Annotated in this window: 16 protein-coding genes; 14 read left to right on the top strand and 2 right to left on the bottom strand. The window is 44.6% G+C overall.

The window, feature by feature from the left end; translation table 11 throughout:
* The first annotated feature begins 628 nt into the window (after window positions 1–628).
* The 9 genes from R7P35_RS08820 (at window position 629) to luxS (ending at window position 11,181) form a co-directional block, all read left to right on the top strand.
* Window positions 629–886 carry an oxaloacetate decarboxylase subunit gamma gene (locus R7P35_RS08820; protein WP_005379932.1) on the top strand — a complete coding sequence of 86 codons (258 nt, stop codon included), beginning with the start codon at window positions 629–631 and terminating at the stop codon, window positions 884–886.
* 31 nt (window positions 887–917) lie between these two features.
* Complete coding sequence (oadA, locus tag R7P35_RS08815) at window positions 918–2,702, top strand: sodium-extruding oxaloacetate decarboxylase subunit alpha (RefSeq protein WP_017820387.1); 1,785 nt, start codon at window positions 918–920, stop codon at window positions 2,700–2,702.
* A 9-nt stretch (window positions 2,703–2,711) separates the two neighbouring features.
* A complete protein-coding gene (locus R7P35_RS08810; RefSeq protein WP_005379935.1) occupies window positions 2,712–3,842 on the top strand; it encodes a sodium ion-translocating decarboxylase subunit beta in 1,131 nt (376 codons plus the stop codon).
* Between the two features lie 123 nt (window positions 3,843–3,965).
* A complete protein-coding gene (locus R7P35_RS08805) occupies window positions 3,966–4,916 on the top strand; it encodes an NADP-dependent oxidoreductase (protein ID WP_213904894.1) in 951 nt (316 codons plus the stop codon).
* A complete protein-coding gene (locus R7P35_RS08800; RefSeq protein ID WP_005379938.1) occupies window positions 4,910–5,371 on the top strand; it encodes a YqaA family protein in 462 nt (153 codons plus the stop codon). The genes R7P35_RS08805 and R7P35_RS08800 overlap by 7 nt, the downstream gene beginning before the upstream one ends.
* Window positions 5,372–5,380: 9 nt before the next feature.
* Window positions 5,381–8,224, top strand: a complete 2,844-nt coding sequence (locus R7P35_RS08795; RefSeq protein WP_042521322.1) for a M16 family metallopeptidase — start codon at window positions 5,381–5,383, stop codon at window positions 8,222–8,224.
* A 156-nt stretch (window positions 8,225–8,380) separates the two neighbouring features.
* The gene (gshA, locus tag R7P35_RS08790) at window positions 8,381–9,949 is read left to right on the top strand and encodes a glutamate--cysteine ligase (protein ID WP_025768181.1); all 1,569 of its coding nucleotides are present in this window, start codon (window positions 8,381–8,383) and stop codon (window positions 9,947–9,949) included.
* A gap of 23 nt (window positions 9,950–9,972) precedes the next feature.
* Window positions 9,973–10,578, top strand: a complete 606-nt coding sequence (locus tag R7P35_RS08785) for a hypothetical protein (protein ID WP_005379943.1) — start codon at window positions 9,973–9,975, stop codon at window positions 10,576–10,578.
* Window positions 10,579–10,662: 84 nt separating this feature from the next.
* Window positions 10,663–11,181: an S-ribosylhomocysteine lyase gene (luxS, locus tag R7P35_RS08780; protein WP_005379945.1), complete on the top strand. Its 519-nt coding sequence runs from the start codon at window positions 10,663–10,665 to the stop codon at window positions 11,179–11,181.
* 70 nt (window positions 11,182–11,251) lie between these two features.
* On the opposite strand, the gene R7P35_RS08775 is transcribed toward luxS, so the two are convergent.
* Both R7P35_RS08775 and R7P35_RS08770 read right to left on the bottom strand, forming a co-directional pair.
* A complete protein-coding gene (locus R7P35_RS08775; protein ID WP_005379948.1) occupies window positions 11,252–12,532 on the bottom strand; it encodes an HlyC/CorC family transporter in 1,281 nt (426 codons plus the stop codon).
* Between the two features lie 124 nt (window positions 12,533–12,656).
* On the bottom strand, window positions 12,657–13,451 hold the full coding sequence (locus R7P35_RS08770) for an inner membrane protein YpjD (RefSeq protein WP_005379950.1): 795 nt from the start codon (window positions 13,449–13,451) through the stop codon (window positions 12,657–12,659).
* Between the two features lie 224 nt (window positions 13,452–13,675).
* On the opposite strand from R7P35_RS08770, the gene ffh reads away from it, so the two are divergent.
* The 5 genes from ffh to rplS all read left to right on the top strand — a co-directional run bounded on the left by ffh (window position 13,676) and on the right by rplS (window position 17,278).
* Complete coding sequence (ffh, locus tag R7P35_RS08765) at window positions 13,676–15,058, top strand: signal recognition particle protein (protein WP_005385423.1); 1,383 nt, start codon at window positions 13,676–13,678, stop codon at window positions 15,056–15,058.
* Between the two features lie 209 nt (window positions 15,059–15,267).
* Window positions 15,268–15,516 carry a 30S ribosomal protein S16 gene (gene rpsP, locus R7P35_RS08760; protein WP_005379962.1) on the top strand — a complete coding sequence of 83 codons (249 nt, stop codon included), beginning with the start codon at window positions 15,268–15,270 and terminating at the stop codon, window positions 15,514–15,516.
* 29 nt (window positions 15,517–15,545) lie between these two features.
* Window positions 15,546–16,094 (top strand): ribosome maturation factor RimM, encoded by a 549-nt coding sequence (gene rimM, locus R7P35_RS08755; protein WP_005379964.1) that lies wholly within the window; start codon window positions 15,546–15,548, stop codon window positions 16,092–16,094.
* Between the two features lie 27 nt (window positions 16,095–16,121).
* Window positions 16,122–16,883, top strand: coding sequence for a tRNA (guanosine(37)-N1)-methyltransferase TrmD (gene trmD / locus R7P35_RS08750; protein ID WP_005385420.1), 762 nt, complete (start codon window positions 16,122–16,124; stop codon window positions 16,881–16,883).
* Between the two features lie 41 nt (window positions 16,884–16,924).
* Window positions 16,925–17,278 carry a 50S ribosomal protein L19 gene (gene rplS / locus R7P35_RS08745; RefSeq protein WP_005379971.1) on the top strand — a complete coding sequence of 118 codons (354 nt, stop codon included), beginning with the start codon at window positions 16,925–16,927 and terminating at the stop codon, window positions 17,276–17,278.
* Window positions 17,279–17,488: the final 210 nt, after the last annotated feature.

Here is a 17,488-nt window from a genome sequence, read left to right as displayed (position 1 = left end):
GTCCTTAGCTCAGCTGGATAGAGTACCTGGCTACGAACCAGGCGGTCGGAGGTTCGAATCCTCCAGGACGCGCCACTCATTGAAACAGCCTCGCAATTGCGAGGCTTTTTTGTATCTAGACATCTGAAATATGGCGTAGGATCACTAGAGCCTATGTTCCTCTTTTTTAAAAGCGAATATGTGCGTATCTAAGCAATTTGCTATCAAGCTTCTGTCGCATCGTGTGAAATCATCCTGATTATCCCTCCTATACACTGACTTCCATTTTTCATTTCAATTACTCTTATGTAGTTACTTTGTTTGTTATTTGTTTATTAATTGTTAATTTTATTCATCTTTTTGTTTTTGTTGGTTTTTACTGCGTGAGTACCGATTTGATTTTGAAATCTAAATCGCAGTTTTTATTTATGTCCTCCTTTACTCTGTTCATAAGGTGGTAGCGATTTGAAGTGATTATTTTGTCATGAACTGTGATCTGGGTAGTGAATAAATAATCATTTATCAGGATTACTACAAACCTTCCTTAAACAAAATTGACAAAATTTAACCAATCGAGATAATCCATGGGTCGGGATTTGACACTATTAAAGTCCTGCACGTTGTCAGGATGACAAAGAAAGGAAGCAACATGACTAATATAGGAAGCCTGCTAGTAGATGCGGCCACCCTGATGCTAACGGGGATGGCGGTCGTATTTATTTTCCTCACTATTCTTGTTTATCTCGTTCGGTTAATGTCGAAATTGGTACCAGAAGAAGTACCAGAGCCGATCGCAGCACCAAAAACAAACACTAATATTCAATCAACCTCTTCAGCTGTTAGTCCACAAGTAGTGGCGGCGATCTCGGCTGCGATTCATAAACATCGCGCCTCATTCGCGAAGTAGCCGAACTAGGATTAAAAAGGAGTTTAAGAGCATGTCTAAACCACTAGCTATTACTGATGTGGTCCTTCGTGATGCCCATCAATCACTATTTGCTACGCGTATGCGTATTGAGGATATGCTGCCTATCGCAGCTGAGTTGGATAAGGTTGGTTACTGGTCTCTAGAGACTTGGGGTGGTGCAACATTTGATTCTTGTATTCGATTCTTAGGGGAAGACCCTTGGGAGCGTTTACGTGAACTAAAAAAAGCGATGCCTAATACACCAATGCAAATGCTACTGCGTGGTCAAAACCTTTTAGGATACCGCCATTATGCCGACGACGTAGTAGAGAAGTTTGTTGAACGCGCGCATGCTAACGGCATGGATGTATTCCGTATTTTTGATGCAATGAATGACGTGCGAAACTTCCAGAAAGCCGTTAAAGCAACGGTTGATGTTGGTGCGCATGCTCAAGGTACGTTGTCTTACACTACGAGCCCAGTGCATAACGCAGACACTTGGGTTGACTTGGCAAAACGCCTAGAGGATTTAGGTTGTCATTCGCTGTGTATTAAAGATATGTCTGGCTTACTTAAGCCTTATGAAGCGGAAGAGCTTATCACGCGTATCAAAGCGTCTTGTGATGTGCCATTGGCACTTCATTGTCATGCAACAACGGGGCTGTCTACAGCAACAGCGGTAAAAGCAGTAGAAGCCGGTATTGATATTCTCGATACTGCGATTTCTTCAATGAGTTGTACTTACGGTCATACACCGACTGAAACGGTAGTCGCTATGCTAGAAGGCACCGAGCGAGATACCAATTTGAAACTCGAGCAACTGGAACCTATCGCCGCATATTTCCGTGAGGTACGTAAGAAGTATGCGAAGTGGGAAGGCCAGTTAAAAGGAGTCGATTCACGCATCCTGATTGCTCAAGTGCCTGGTGGTATGTTGACCAATATGGAAGGCCAGTTGAAAGAGCAGGGCGCTGCGGATCGCATTGATGAAGTATTAGAAGAGATCCCTCGTGTACGTGAAGATCTTGGTTTCATTCCATTGGTGACTCCAACTTCACAGATCGTCGGTACGCAAGCGGTGATTAACGTTCTTACTGGCGAGCGCTATAAGAGTATTACCAAGGAAACCGCTGGCCTATTGAAAGGTGAGTACGGTCAAGCGCCAGCCGAGTTAAATGCAGAACTGCAAGCGAAAGTGCTTGATGGTAAAGAGCCAATTACCTGTCGTCCTGCCGATTTACTTGAGCCTGAAATGGAGACGCTTACGGTTGATCTGATGGAGAAAGCGAAATCAGAAGGCATTAAGCTAGCAAGTGAGCGTGTTGATGACGTACTCACTTATGCACTTTTCCCTCAAGTTGGGCTTAAGTTCCTTAAGAATCGTGAAAACCCAGAAGCATTTGAGCCTGCACCAACGCTAGAAGCTGAGAAGCCTGCTGTACCTGTAGCTCAACCAGCAACTGGTGGTGTAGAAACTTATAGTGTACGTGTTGACGGGCAGGTGTATGAGGTGGAAGTTGGCCCTCAAGGTGAACTGACATCTGTTGCTCCTTCTAATGCACCGGCAAAATCGGCTACACCTAGCGCACCTTCTAATGCTTCAGCAGAAGCGGTACCTGCTCCTCTTGCAGGTAACATCTTCAAAGTGAATGTTCAACCTGGTGCTGAGGTAGCTGAAGGCGATGTATTGCTCATCCTTGAAGCGATGAAAATGGAAACTGAAGTACGAGCGGCGCGTGGTGGTGTGGTTCAAGAGCTGAACGTTAAAGAAGGCGATGCTGTCACAGTAGGTGCGCCTCTGTTGAGCCTGGCGTAAGGGAGTATCATGGACGGATTGTTAACCCTTTGGGCAGAAACAGGGATCGCTAACTTCGAGTTCGGCCAAATCTGTATGATGCTGGTTGGTTGTACCTTGCTGTTTTTGGCAATTAAAAAAGGATTTGAACCTTTACTGTTATTGCCGATTGGTTTCGGTGCTATTTTGGCGAATATTCCAAATGCTGGCTTTACTGAGCCTGGTGGCTTGCTCTACTACGTTTACTACATTGGGATTGAATCGGGTGTGTTCCCGCTATTGATCTTCATGGGTGTGGGCGCGATGACTGACTTTGGTGCTTTGATCGCAAACCCAAAAACGTTGTGGTTAGGTGCGGCTGCGCAGTTTGGTATTTTTGCAACACTGTTTGGCGCTATTTTGCTCAACTATGTACCTGGCATGGAGTTCTCCATGGCAGATGCTTCGTCTATCGCGATCATCGGTGGTGCTGATGGGCCAACAGCGATTTTCTTAGCGAGTAAGCTCTCTCCAGATCTGCTAGGTGCGATTGCAGTCGCGGCATACAGCTATATGGCATTGGTGCCGATCATCCAGCCACCAATCATGAAAGCACTGACAACCAAGGAAGAGCGTCAAATCAAGATGGCTCAGCTTCGTCATGTTGGTAAATGGGAGAAAGTCATCTTCCCGCTTGCTGTATTACTGATGACGATTCTGTTCTTACCTTCAGCTACGCCATTGGTTGGTATGTTCTGTTTGGGTAACTTGATGCGTGAAGCTGGTGTGGTCGATCGTTTATCGAAAACTGCTCAAAATGAATTGATCAACATAGTGACTATCTTTTTAGGTCTTGGTGTTGGTTCTAAGCTGCAAGCTGAGCAGTTCTTGAACCTAGAAACGTTAGGTATCTTGGGGTTAGGCGCAGTTGCATTTAGTATCGGTACTGGTGCGGGCGTCCTGATGGCGAAACTGCTTAACAAGTTCTCGAAAGAAGACATCAACCCACTTATTGGTGCGGCTGGCGTTTCTGCGGTACCAATGGCCGCGCGAGTCGTAAACAAAGTTGGTTTACAAGCTAACCCGCAAAACTTTTTGTTAATGCATGCGATGGGACCAAACGTTGCTGGTGTGCTGGGTTCAGCCGTTGCGGCTGGTATATTGTTAGCACTTGTTGGTTAGACATTATTGAAAATGGAATGATCAACCAATTTACAAAATCACGATTAACTTAGGTTAACAAAATGGTTTATAGTCAAAGGGATGCTTTCGCATCCCTTTTTGTTTTCTTGCAGGGAATGGTTTATGGAACACAAACAGATCGTTATCACTGAGTTTGGTGATGCCAACGTACTCGCGATTCAACATGCTTCTACACCATCACCACAGCCTGGTGAAGTCTTAGTAAAAGTCGCTTTTTCAGGCGTAAATCCTATTGATGTCAAAATTCGAGCTGGGCTCGGTTGGGCAGCAGCGCAGAATAAGAATAATTTACCTTGGGTGCCAGGTTACGACATCTCAGGAAAAGTGATGTCTTGTGGAGAGGGGGCATCACGTTTTAATGAAGGTGATGAGGTGTCTGGATTTATTGGTTTCCCAGTTCGAGGCGGTGGTTACAGCCAATACATATGTGTTCCAGAAACTGAGTTAAGTCATGTTCCTAGCTCTGTCACTTTAGAAGCAGCTGCTGCATTACCGTTGGCGGGACAAACTGCGGCACAAGCTCTCAGTAAGGCTAATGTGACGGAAAATGATCGCGTACTTATCCTCGCTGGAGCCGGTGGTGTTGGACACCTCGCGGTACAAATTGCGATCGCGACGAAAGCGGAAGTCTTTACAACCTGCAGTGAACGAAATTTAGATTACCTTGCGACGCTCGGTGCTCATGCAGTGAACTATCAATTTGCACCAGTGTCAGAACGTGTTGAAGATGTTGATGTTTTGATTGATTTAGTAGGCGGAGATGCTGCGTTAGATGCGCTTAAATGCCTGAAAGACAATGCGAGAGTCATCACCGTTCCAACCATAACTGCTGAGCTGATTTGTGAAAAAGCCAAACTCCTAGGCTTTGAGGCTAGTGGCATGTTGGTTGAACCAGACCCTGCGCAGTTAGATACCTTGTTGTACATGGTCGGCGTTGGCTTACTGAAGACTGAAATTCAACAGGTTTATCCTATGAGTGATGTCATTGGTGCTCACCAGCAGGTCGAATCAGGAAGAACCAGAGGCAAGGTGTTGCTTGATATGACATGCTAGAAGCATTTAACACGAGTTTTGAAAGTTTAGCGCTTTGGTTTTCAGATTCAGCATTATGGGTGCTTTTCATGACCGGTTTTCTCAGTGCCACGTTGTTGCCTGGTGGTTCTGAGGCGGGCTTAGTTGCCACTCTCTCATTAAATCAATACTCCGTTTCTTCAATTGTTATGGTCGCTACTATCGGTAATACGCTTGGTGGCTTAACAAATTATTGGCTTGGCTTGTGGATTCCCAACAAAGCACAAGAGGAAAAGCACGGTCATACCGCATTAAAGTGGCTCTCTAAGTATGGCTATTGGGGATTATTTTTTAGCTGGTTACCTGTAATAGGAGACCCGCTGTGTTTAGCCGCAGGGTGGCTAAGAATGAAGTTTCTGCCTTGCGTGATTTTAATATTTTTAGGAAAGGCTGCTAGGTATAGCTTACTTGCGGCCATCTATCTCGGATTATTTTAAGGAAAGTACATGAAGATGTTTTGGGTTGGCGCGTGTTCACTGTTGGTGATCACGGGCTGTGCATCAAATACGCCAGTTTCATCACTGCCGAAAGGGGTAACTTTCGTTGAGTCATCGAAAGCTGAAGAAGGCAAAGTTAAGATTCCATACCAAAAGTATAAACTCGATAATGGTTTAACGGTGATCTTAGCTCCTGAAGATTCTGACCCATTGGTCCATGTGGATGTGACTTACCATGTTGGTTCAGCTCGTGAAGAAGTGGGTAAGTCTGGTTTTGCGCATTTCTTTGAGCACATGATGTTCCAAGGTTCAGAGAACGTTGGTGACCAAGAGCACTTCAGGATCATCACAGAGGCTGGCGGCACGTTAAATGGTACAACAAACCGCGATCGTACTAACTACTTTGAAACTGTCCCTGCTAACCAGCTCGAGAAAATGCTGTGGTTAGAGTCTGACCGTATGGGCTTTTTGTTGGATGCGGTTTCTCAACGCAAATTTGAAATTCAGCGTTCTACTGTAAAAAATGAGCGAGCTCAGCGTTACGATAATCGTCCTTATGGCTTAATTTGGGAGCGCATGTCCGAAGCGCTATATCCTGAAGGTCATCCGTATTCGTGGCAAACCATTGGTTATGTTGAAGATCTTGATCGTGTTGATGTGAACGATCTCAAAGCGTTTTTCTTGCGTTGGTATGGCCCAAACAATGCGACTATCACGATCGGTGGTGACTTAGACGTTGAACAAACTCTAGAGTGGGTAAATAAGTACTTCGGTTCGATTCCTCGTGGTCCTGAGGTTGAAAATGCGCCGAAACAACCTGCAAAACTGCAAGAAGATAAATACATCACTCTAGAAGATCGTATTCAACAACCTATGGTGATGATCGCGTGGCCAACAACCTACAATGGCGAAGAAAGCCAAGCGTCTCTCGATACATTATCAGAAGTATTGGGTGGCGGTACCAACAGCGTGCTCTATCAAGACCTAGTGAAGACTCAAAAAGCGGTCGATGCTGGTTCATTCCATGATTGTGCTGAACTGGCGTGTAACTTTTACGTTTACGCAATGGGTGATTCTGGAGACAAAGGCGACCTATCAAAACTGTACGACGAGCTTTTACAATCACTGAATCAGTTTGCGGAAAAAGGCGTGACAAAAGATCGCCTTGAGCAGTTGAAGGGTAAAGCGGAAGCGGATGCTATTTTTGCGCTAGAAAGCGTTAAAGGTAAAGTGACTCAGTTGGCTTCCAACGAGACATTTTTCGGCGATCCTGATCGTCTTGAGCAACAGCTTGAACAAATCCGTGCAGTTACGCCGACTTCGGTAGAAAAAGCGTATACGGACTTTATCCAAGGTAAGAACAAAGTGACCCTAAGCGTGGTCCCAAAAGGAAAAACAGACCTTGTCGTAAAACCTGCGACCTTTGTGACACCAAAGCGTACGCTGCCAGAATATGAGAAGATTTCCGATGACCAATTGGCGTATCGTCGTGCGACCGATAACTTCGATCGCTCAGTGCAACCGCCAGTAGGAGAACCAGTGAAAGCGACGATGCCAGAGCTGTACGAGTTACATTTCAAGAATGGCTCAGAGCTGCTTGGTGCAGTTAGCGATGAAACGCCGACGGTGATGATGCAATTTAGTTTACCTGCAGGGACACGTTTTGTTGAAAAGGGTAAAGAAGGTCTTGCCCAATTGACCGCTGCGATGTTGCAAGAAGGCACAACGAAACGCAGTGTCGAAGAGATTCAAGCTGAGCTTGATAAACTGGGTAGTGTTATCTCTGTTAATGCCACAGGTTATACAACAAACATCAGTGTTTCTGCTCTAGAAAAGAACTTAGAGCCGACGTTAAAAATTGTCGAAGAGATGTTGCTGTCTCCTGCATTTAATCAAGATGATTTCGAGCGTGTAAAAATGCAAGCGCTAGAAGGCCTGGTATATGAGCACCAAAATCCAAGTTGGATGGCGTCACAAGCGAGTCGCCAGGTGCTCTATGGGGATTCGGTTTTTGCTCGACCAAAAGACGGCACGCAAGCAGGTGTCAGTGCATTAACGTTGGATGATGTCCGTGAATTCTACTCGAAGCATTACACGCCACAAAGTGCGCAAATCGTCGTTGTTGGTGACATCAATAGACAGGAAATTGAGCAGCAACTGACGTTCTGGAAAAACTGGCAAGATGAAGCTGCGCCATTGTATGCACCGCAAAGCATTGCTGCATTAGGTGAGCAAAAGATCCATCTTGTTGATAAACCAGGAGCGCCGCAAAGTGTGGTCATGATGGTTCGTCAAGGTATGCCTTACGACGCAACGGGCGATTTTTACCTAAGCCAACTGGCAAACTTCAACTTAGCTGGGAACTTCAATAGCCGCATTAACCAAAATCTACGTGAAGACAAGGGTTACACATACGGTGCTTACGGCTACTTCTCTGGTAATCCAGAAACAGGCTCGGTGGTTTTCACCGCGCAAGTACGAGCGGATGCAACGGTTGCTTCGATCATTGAGATGGAAAATGAGCTAAATGAATACTCGCAGTCAGGTATTACTGATGAAGAGATGAAATTTATGCGTCAAGCGGTCGGTCAAAAAGATGCACTGAAATATGAAACACCAACACAAAAAGCGGAGCTCATCAGTGATATTCTTAAGTACAACCTCGATCATGATTACTTGCAGCAAAGAAACGCTATCGTAGAAAAAGTCGATAAGCAGACGTTGAATGCGCTGGCTCAGAAATGGTTTGATCCAAATGACTATCAAATTATCGTCGTTGGTGATGCTAAATCGTTGCGTCCTCAATTAGAAAAGTTGGGGAAAGACGTAGAAGAGCTTGAAATCATTCGATAGAGTACACATTTAATAGCGGAGAAACGTTTCTCCGCTATTCATCTAGATAAGCAACTTTTCGTGGGTTATTTATCTAGATGCATTAACTATCAATAACTTAGCTTACACTTGTGTTATGTAACAAGTGTCCTGCTCCCAATATAAGCGAACCTCATTTTGACTGATTTTGCTGCGCGACTAAAAAAAGTTGCATCAAACCCCGAAGTATTTAAGCAGTTTGGACGCGGTGTTGAGCGAGAAACTTTGCGCTATCGTCAGGATGGACATCTAGCTACAACTCCTCATCCTGAAGGGTTAGGCTCTGCGTTCACAAATCAATGGATCACAACGGATTTTTCGGAATCATTGTTAGAGTTCATTACGCCTGTGTCACATGAAATTCCAGAACTGATGGCACAGCTGAAAGATATCCATCATTTCACTCAAACCAAAATGGGTGAAGAGAAAATGTGGCCACTATCAATGCCTTGCTACGTAGGCTCAGAGGATGATATTCAGTTAGCCCAGTATGGCTCTTCGAATGCAGCGAAAATGAAAACGTTGTACCGAGAAGGCCTAAAGCGTCGTTATGGCAGCCTGATGCAAATTATTTCAGGTGTCCACTTTAACTTCTCGTTTCCTGAAACATTTTGGGATGCGCTCTATGGCGAGCAAGATGAACAAGCCCGCCAAGATGCTAAGTCTGATGCGTACTTTGCGTTGATCCGTAATTACTACCGCTTTGGCTGGATGATTCCCTACTTCTTTGGTGCATCACCAGCGTTATGTGGCTCTTTTATTCAAGGTCGTGAAACCGATCTGCCATTCGAGAAGATTGGCGGGACATTATATTTGCCGAAGTCGACGTCTTTGCGTTTGAGCGATCTTGGCTATACCAATAGTGCTCAAAGTGTGCTGAAAATTGGTTTTAACAGCATTGACCAATACCTCGATGGTTTGAGTGATGCGATTCGCCACCCATCAGAAGAGTTTGCGAAAATTGGGGTAAAAGTGGATGGTGAATACCGCCAGCTTAATTCCAATATCTTACAAATTGAGAATGAACTGTACGCTCCGATTCGTCCAAAACGTGTATCGAAAAGTGGTGAGAAGCCTTCAGATGCGTTACGACGCGGTGGTGTCGAATACATTGAAGTTCGTTCTCTAGACGTTAACCCATTCAGCGCAGTGGGCTTAAATGAAGATCAAGTACGATTCTTGGATCTCTTCCTTACCTGGGCGGCCTTGTCAGACTCAGACCCTATGGATAACTGTGAATTAGAGTGTTGGCGCGATAACTGGAATAAAGTCATTGTTTCTGGCCGTGAAAAAGGTCTAATGCTGCAAATTGGTTGTCAAGGTGAACGTCTATCTCTACAAGATTGGGCACACCGAGTTTTCGTCGAGTTACGTCAAATAGCACAGCAAATGGATATGACCGCTGGTGGCAGTGCATACCAAGATGTGTGTAATCAACTCGAGACATGGATTGATAACCCAGAACTAACGATCTCTGGTCAACTATTAGAGCTAACGAAAGAGCTGGGTGGGCTAGGTAAAGTTGGTTGTACTCTTGGTATGAAGTACCGTGATGAAAACCTAGCTCACGGTTATCAGTACTACTCACAAGATACGATGGAAACGGAAGTAGCGTCGTCCGTGGAAAAACAAAAGCAAGCAGAGCAGAGTGACACGCTTTCTTTTGATGATTTTTTGGAAGATTACTTTGCTTACCTGAAGCAGTAATGACTAACTAAGGATTGGTGCGGTTGAACATTAAGTCGTCAGTAGTAGCGGTACTTGGAAGCGTGTTACTTGCAGGTTGTGCTACGGCACCGCCAAAGCAGCAGAATAACTTATGCGAGATATTCCGAGAGAAATCCGGTTGGTACGATGATGCCAAAGATATGGAAGATGAATGGGGGACCCCTATTCATGTCGCTATGGCCATCATTAAACAAGAAAGCAGCTTTCGGCACGATGCAAAACCACCTAAAGATTATTTGCTAGGGTTTATTCCTTGGGGACGAGTCAGCAGTGCGTATGGTTACGCTCAAGCTCAAGACCCTGCTTGGGAAGACTTCCAAGATGCCACAGGTCAGGGTGGCTCTCGTACCAACTTCGATGATTCTATGATGTTTGTCGGTTGGTATACTCATGAAACACGGCGTCAGCTAGGGATTTCATTATGGGATCCCTATAACCAGTATCTGGCTTATCATGAAGGGCGAGGTGGGTATAAGCGAGGTACTTATAATCGAAAGCCTAGTTTAATCAAAGTCGCTCGACGTGTTGAACAAACAGCGAAAACTTATGGCTGGCAGCTGAAGCAATGTCGTCAGGAATTAGAAGACAACAGCAGCTGGTTCTTTTAGCCCACAGTCAGTTCATGTGCTGTAGGGATGAATGACATTTATCCATTACCGAAAGGTACTGGAGTTACAATCAGGAGAGATGTAATGCCTTTACTCGATAGTTTTACCGTGGACCACACTCGTATGAATGCACCCGCTGTACGAGTGGCGAAAACCATGCAGACCCCAAAAGGGGATACGATTACTGTTTTCGACTTACGCTTTACTGCGCCAAACAAAGACATTCTTTCTGAAAAAGGTATTCACACCCTAGAGCACCTTTATGCAGGCTTTATGCGTAATCACCTAAACGATGATTCTGTTGAGATCATCGATATTTCGCCTATGGGTTGCCGCACAGGTTTTTACATGAGCCTGATTGGCACACCATCAGAGCAGCAAGTCGCAGATGCTTGGATTGCAGCAATGGAAGATGTGCTGAAGGTAGAAAGTCAGAATAAGATCCCTGAACTTAACGAATACCAATGCGGCACGGCAGCAATGCACTCTTTAAAAGAAGCACAACAGATCGCAAAGAACATTTTGGATGCTGGTGTTTCGGTGAACAAAAATGATGAACTTGCTTTGCCTGAGTCGATGTTAAAAGAGTTGCGCATTGACTAGGTGCTCATTAAGAGAAGCATATTGCCCCAATAAGTAAAAAAGCCTGACATGAGTCAGGCTTTTCTTTTGGTTATTTGGATGTCGATTTTTTCTTCTTCGGATAAACACGAACGAGCTTGATTCGGTTCTCTTCAATCTCAACAAGTTCCATTGGGTGACCCGCTACTCTCACGCTTAAATGGCTCTCTGGAATATCTTCCAGGTGCTCCAAAATAAGACCGTTTAACGTTCTTGGGCCATCCGTTGGTAAATCCCATTTCAGGCCTTTGTTAATATCTCGAATATTGGTGCTGCCTTCAATAAGAAAGCTTCCGTCACCTTGAGGACTGATTTCATCAGAGAGGCTTGGAGAAATTGACGTCGTGAACTCACCAATGATCTCTTCCAGAATATCTTCAAGAGTGATTAGACCGATGATATCACCGTACTCATCCACGATCAGACCGATACGTTGCTTGTTGCGTTGGAATTTCAACATTTGCACGTTCAGTGGTGTGCCTTCTGGGATGTAATAGACCTCATCAGCAGCACGTAATAGCGTTTCTTTGTTGAATTCGTTCTTTTCCAACATCAGACGATAAGCTTCACGCAAGCGCAGCATGCCAACCACTTCATCAATTTGGTCACGATAGAAAACTATGCGTCCATGTGGTGAGTGTGTTAGCTGGCGAACAATGGATTTCCAGTCGTCGTTAATATCAATACCGGTAATTTCATTGCGTGGGACCATAATGTCGTTCACGGTGACGTGCTCAAGATCTAAAATAGACACTAGCATGTCTTGGTGTCGGCGAGGGATCAAACCGCCAGCTTCATTTACCACCGTACGCAGCTCATCGGAGCTAAGATGATCTTCTGCTGAGTGATCCGCTCTTACACCAAGTAAGCGGATAAAGCCATTCGTAATAAAGTTAACAAGCATCACTAAAGGCGACAGTAACTTCATCAGTATGGTCAATAATATACTGCTCGCGTAGGACACACGTTCAGGGTAAAGCGCTGCAATTGTTTTAGGGGTAACCTCGGCAAAAACCAATACAACCATAGTTAGTGCACCGGTTGCGATAGCGACACCTAAATCACCATACAAACGCATACCAATAATGGTCGCGATCGCGGACGCGAGAATATTAACGAGGTTGTTGCCGATAAGAATAAGACCAATCAAACGATCTGGACGGTCTAATAGTCTTTCGACTCGCTTAGCACCCTTATGCCCGTTTTTGGCTAAGTGTTTTAAGCGATAACGATTCAGAGACATCATCCCTGTTTCTGAACCGGAAAAGTAACCTGATATGACGATAAGACACGCGAGTAGCGCAAACAAGATACCCGTAGAGATGTCGTCCAAAACGTTGCTGTTCCTTGTAAGTATTGGGTTATATAACGGTTGAGTAAGTCCGTTAAGTCAAAGAGTTAAGGCGTACTGTATTTTATCTAGCCTAAAATATAAAGGATAGGAGCCCTAGAGCTCCTTAATTCAAGATGATTTCTTTTACAAAGCGACTGCCAAAATATGCCAGAGTTAACAGTGTTGCTCCTGCAACAGCGAACCATGTGACTTTTCTACCACGCCAGCCTTTTTGATAGTGACCCCAAAGCAGTATTGAGTACACCACCCAAGCGATGAAAGAAAGAATGCCCTTATGTGCCTTACCTTGGGCAAACATATCCTGCACAAAGACAAAGCCAGTAATGAGCGTGGCAGTTAACAATAAGTTACCGATCAAAATAATTTTGAAGAGTTGACGCTCCACCATTAATAGAGGCGGCAGGTTTGGGTTAATCGCCAAAGATTTTTTTGCTTTCAGTTTGTGATCCAGCCAAGCCAACTGAAGCGCATATAGTGCCCCGATAGTTAAAGTCGCGTATGAGAAGAGCGCAAATGAAATATGAATGAGTAGCTTAGGGTCATTCTCTAGGTGCTTTATAAACGTGCTTGGCAAAAATGTGGCAGCAGATAAATTGATGGCAGCAAAGCTATAAACGACAGGCAATAAAAACCACAGTCGGTTTTTCAACATAGCAAGGCTCATGACCAGAGAAATAATAAAACTGATCAAAGAAGCCACGTTGAGAATACTCAGGTTTTGACCTGAACCATCAAAGATCAGATCACTCAAAATCCACGCATGAAAAACAAGCGCACAGGCAGCACTAGCAAACACTGTTTTTGCTTTGATTCCTGACTGTTGTGAGAGTCCGGGTATGATGGTCGCAATCGCCAAGACATAAAGTATGGCGGCCGCGATGGCTATTAAGCTATCCATGAATCCTAAATATTATTGTGCACGATGGAGAAATTATACCTTGCATTACACTTTGGGGCTACGTTATATCCGACATCAATCGTGAGAGATGAGATATTGAAATTAATAAGTTACCGCACCATATATAAATAGAGACAAGAATAGGACAGCGGTACGGGTATGACTCAGACCTTGGCTAATGTATACTCACACTAATTAATCGCCATTTTAGCGAAGAGACAAAGATGTTTGAGAATTTAACGGATCGATTATCCAAAACGCTGAAAAATATCAGTGGTAAAGGTCGTCTGACCGAAGACAACATTAAAGAAACCCTACGTGAAGTCCGAATGGCTCTACTTGAAGCTGACGTTGCGCTTCCGGTCGTTCGTGAATTTGTGAACCGCGTTAAAGAAAAAGCGGTGGGCGTAGAAGTTTCTAAATCTCTGACTCCAGGTCAGGAATTTATCAAGATCGTTCAAACAGAACTTGAAGCCGTAATGGGTGAGTCGAATGAGGCGCTAAACCTTGCTGCTCAACCACCTGCTGTGCTTCTTATGGCTGGTCTACAAGGTGCGGGTAAAACCACATCGGTTGGTAAGTTATCTAAGCTTCTAAAAGAACGTGACAAGAAGAAAGTCTTGGTTGTGTCTGCCGACGTTTACCGTCCTGCGGCAATCAAGCAGCTTGAAACACTGGCATCAGACATCGGTGTTGACTTCTTCCCATCATCACCAGACCAAAAGCCTATTGATATCGCCAATGCAGCGATTGACCATGCGAAGAAAAAGTTCTACGACGTACTTATTGTCGATACCGCAGGTCGTTTGGCAATTGATGAAGAGATGATGGGGGAGATCAAAGATCTTCACGCAGCTATCAACCCAGTAGAAACGCTATTTGTTGTTGACGCCATGACGGGTCAAGACGCAGCAAATACAGCAAAAGCCTTTGGCGATGCGCTACCTCTTACCGGTGTAGTTCTAACTAAGGTTGATGGTGATGCTCGTGGTGGTGCGGCACTTTCAGTACGCCATGTCACGGGCAAACCAATCAAATTCTTGGGTGTCGGTGAAAAAACTGACGCGCTAGAACCGTTCCACCCAGATCGTGTTGCTTCACGTATTCTTGGCATGGGTGACGTTCTGTCTTTGATTGAAGACCTACAACGCAACGTTGACCAAGAAAAGGCAGAAAAGTTAGCGAAGAAGTTCAAAGAGAAGAAAGGCTTCGACCTTGAAGATTTCCGTGAACAGCTAGGCCAGATGCAAAACATGGGCGGCATGATGGGGATGATGGATAAGCTTCCAGGAATGTCCCAGCTACCAGACAATGTGAAAGATAAAGTCGATGACAAGATGTTCAAACAGATGGAAGCGATCATCAGCTCCATGACAATGAAAGAACGTCAACGCCCAGAAATTATCAAGGGCTCGCGCAAGAAGCGTATCGCGGCTGGTTCTGGTGTGCAGGTTCAAGATGTAAACCGCTTACTAAAACAGTTCACCCAAATGCAGAAAATGATGAAAAAGATGCAAAAAGGTGGCATGAAAGGCATGATGCGCAACATGCAAGGCATGATGGGCGGCATGGGTGGTGGCGGTGGCTTCAACCCATTTGGTCGTTAATTAATCGATTACGCATAGATTCAGGGTGTTAGGTACGTCACAAACTTTAAATTCAATTTATGTTGGTGAAAAAGTAACTAAACTCCTTGCATTGCTCCGGGAGAAGAGTAAAATTCCGGAGCTTTATTTTGGCACGAGACCCCAAACTGTTTAATTTCTTGAATGGTTTTTGGGGTTAATTTTATTTTTGAGAAAGCAAAGAGGACGACATGGTAACCATTCGTTTGGCACGTCACGGCGCTAAAAAGCGTCCATTTTATCAAATCGTAGTAGCGGACAGCCGCAACGCTGCAACTGGCCGTTTCATCGAGAAAGTTGGTTTCTTCAACCCAACTGCTAAAGGTCAAGAAGAAGGTCTACGTCTAGACCTAGACCGCGTTAACCACTGGGTTGGTCAAGGCGCGTCAGTATCTGACCGTGTTGCTAAGCTAGTTAAAGACGCTCAAAAAGCGGCTTAATTTTTTACTTGAAAAGTAGAAACTAGTTTATGTCGATGAAAGGTAAAGAAACAATGAGCAACGAAAAGATTGTTGTAGGCAAGTTTGGTGCTACTTACGGCATTCGTGGTTGGCTTAAAGTTTTTTCCTACACAGACAATGCTGAAAGCATTTTCGATTACAGCCCTTGGTACATTAACCAAAAGGGTAAGTGGGTTGAGTACAAAGTAGAAAGCTGGAAGCGCCATAACAAAGGTATGGTGGCTAAGCTGGAAGGCATGGATGTTCGTGAAGACGCGCATCTAATGACGAACTTTGAAATTGCTATTGACCCTGCGGTACTTCCTGAATTGTCAGAAGATGAGTTCTACTGGCGCGAATTGTTTGGGATGCAAGTTGTAACTACTAAAGGTTACGATCTAGGTGTCGTTACTGACATGCTAGAAACTGGCTCAAACGATGTTCTGGTTGTTAAAGCAAATCTTAAAGATGCTTTCGGGCAGAAGGAACGATTAATCCCGTTCCTTGAAGAGCAAGTGATCATTAATGTTGATCGCGAAGCTCAACGGATCGAAGTTGACTGGGATCCTGGATTCTAATCTCCATAATTACAGAGCGAGATAAACATGTGGGTTGGCGTTATTAGCCTTTTTCCAGAAATGTTCCGTTCTGTTACTGATTTTGGAGTAACAGGTCAAGCGGTTAAAAAAGGTCTTTTGTCGATTGAGACTTGGAATCCTAGAGATTTCACTCACGACAAACATCGCACAGTCGATGACCGACCTTACGGTGGTGGCCCTGGTATGTTAATGATGGTTCAGCCTTTGCGCGATGCCATTCATACCGCGAAAGCAGCCTCACCGGGCAAGACGAAAGTCATCTACCTTTCTCCTCAAGGTCGCAAGCTCGACCAGAAAGGAGTGGAAGAACTGGCAACGAATGAGAACTTGCTTCTGATTTGTGGTCGTTATGAAGGGGTAGATGAGCGCATCATTCAATCTGAAGTCGACGAAGAATGGTCGATTGGTGATTTTGTGATGACGGGTGGTGAGATACCAGCCATGACGTTAATCGACTCTGTCTCTCGGTTTGTTCCGGGTGTACTAGGGGATTTCGCGTCAGCAGAAGAAGACTCTTTTGCAAATGGCTTGTTAGATTGCCCTCACTATACGCGTCCAGAAGTATTGGATGACAAAGAGGTACCAGCTGTACTGATGTCAGGCAATCACAAGGACATTCGTCAATGGCGACTCAAGCAGTCGTTGGGCCGTACTTGGCTAAGAAGACCAGAGCTCCTGGAAAACCTAGCTCTGACTGACGAACAGGAACAATTACTTGCTGAGTTTGTTAATGAGCATAAAGCCATTAAAGAACATAACGCAAAGTAACCTAATTTATTTAGTATCAGTTTATTCTAGGAATTTAAAAAATGAGTAACATCATCAAAGCTCTTGAAGAAGAGCAAATGAAATCAGACCTACCTAAATTTGCACCAGGTGACACTGTTGTAGTTCAAGTTAAGGTAAAAGAAGGTGACCGTGAGCGTCTACAGGCTTTCGAAGGCGTTGTAATCGCAATCCGTAACCGTGGTCTACACTCTGCTTTCACTGTACGTAAGATCTCTAACGGTGAAGGTGTTGAGCGTACGTTCCAAACACACTCTCCAATCGTTGATAGCATCGAAGTTAAACGCCGTGGTGCAGTACGTCGTGCCAAGTTGTACTACCTACGTGAGCGTTCTGGTAAGTCTGCTCGTATCAAAGAGAAACTTGCTAAGAAGTAATGCTATAACTAGCGTTCTCATCTTAAACGGAGTCCTTTTAGGGCTCCGTTTTTTTATTTGTGTAATTAGCTTGCTCGTTTCTTTTCGCCCGACCTGCACTGTCGATGCTCATGCACTGACGTACACTCCACGCCTCTGTCTTGTTGTGAATAGATTCCTGATGTCGCTATGGCTCCTCGGAATTACAGGAAATGATGGTCAAAGATTACA

This window comes from Vibrio sp. Vb0304 (assembly GCF_033338995.1).
GTDB classification, from domain to species: Bacteria; Pseudomonadota; Gammaproteobacteria; order Enterobacterales; family Vibrionaceae; genus Vibrio; species Vibrio alginolyticus.
Note: the sequence above shows the minus strand (reverse complement) of the source record. Positions and strands in the feature narration are given on the sequence as shown.

Bases quoted from the DNA above. Each gene is read 5' to 3' on its own strand.
- R7P35_RS08805 (WP_213904894.1), top strand. From the start codon at position 3,966: ATGGAACACAAACAGATCGTTATCACTGAGTTTGGTGATGCCAACGTA.
- rimM (WP_005379964.1), top strand. From the start codon at position 15,546: ATGTCGATGAAAGGTAAAGAAACAATGAGCAACGAAAAGATTGTTGTA.
- R7P35_RS08810 (WP_005379935.1), top strand. From the start codon at position 2,712: ATGGACGGATTGTTAACCCTTTGGGCAGAAACAGGGATCGCTAACTTC.
- rplS (WP_005379971.1), top strand. From the start codon at position 16,925: ATGAGTAACATCATCAAAGCTCTTGAAGAAGAGCAAATGAAATCAGAC.
- oadA (WP_017820387.1), top strand. From the start codon at position 918: ATGTCTAAACCACTAGCTATTACTGATGTGGTCCTTCGTGATGCCCAT.
- rpsP (WP_005379962.1), top strand. From the start codon at position 15,268: ATGGTAACCATTCGTTTGGCACGTCACGGCGCTAAAAAGCGTCCATTT.
- R7P35_RS08820 (WP_005379932.1), top strand. From the start codon at position 629: ATGACTAATATAGGAAGCCTGCTAGTAGATGCGGCCACCCTGATGCTA.
- R7P35_RS08795 (WP_042521322.1), top strand. From the start codon at position 5,381: ATGAAGATGTTTTGGGTTGGCGCGTGTTCACTGTTGGTGATCACGGGC.
- ffh (WP_005385423.1), top strand. From the start codon at position 13,676: ATGTTTGAGAATTTAACGGATCGATTATCCAAAACGCTGAAAAATATC.
- R7P35_RS08770 (WP_005379950.1), bottom strand. From the start codon at position 13,451: ATGGATAGCTTAATAGCCATCGCGGCCGCCATACTTTATGTCTTGGCG.
- R7P35_RS08800 (WP_005379938.1), top strand. From the start codon at position 4,910: ATGCTAGAAGCATTTAACACGAGTTTTGAAAGTTTAGCGCTTTGGTTT.
- trmD (WP_005385420.1), top strand. From the start codon at position 16,122: ATGTGGGTTGGCGTTATTAGCCTTTTTCCAGAAATGTTCCGTTCTGTT.
- luxS (WP_005379945.1), top strand. From the start codon at position 10,663: ATGCCTTTACTCGATAGTTTTACCGTGGACCACACTCGTATGAATGCA.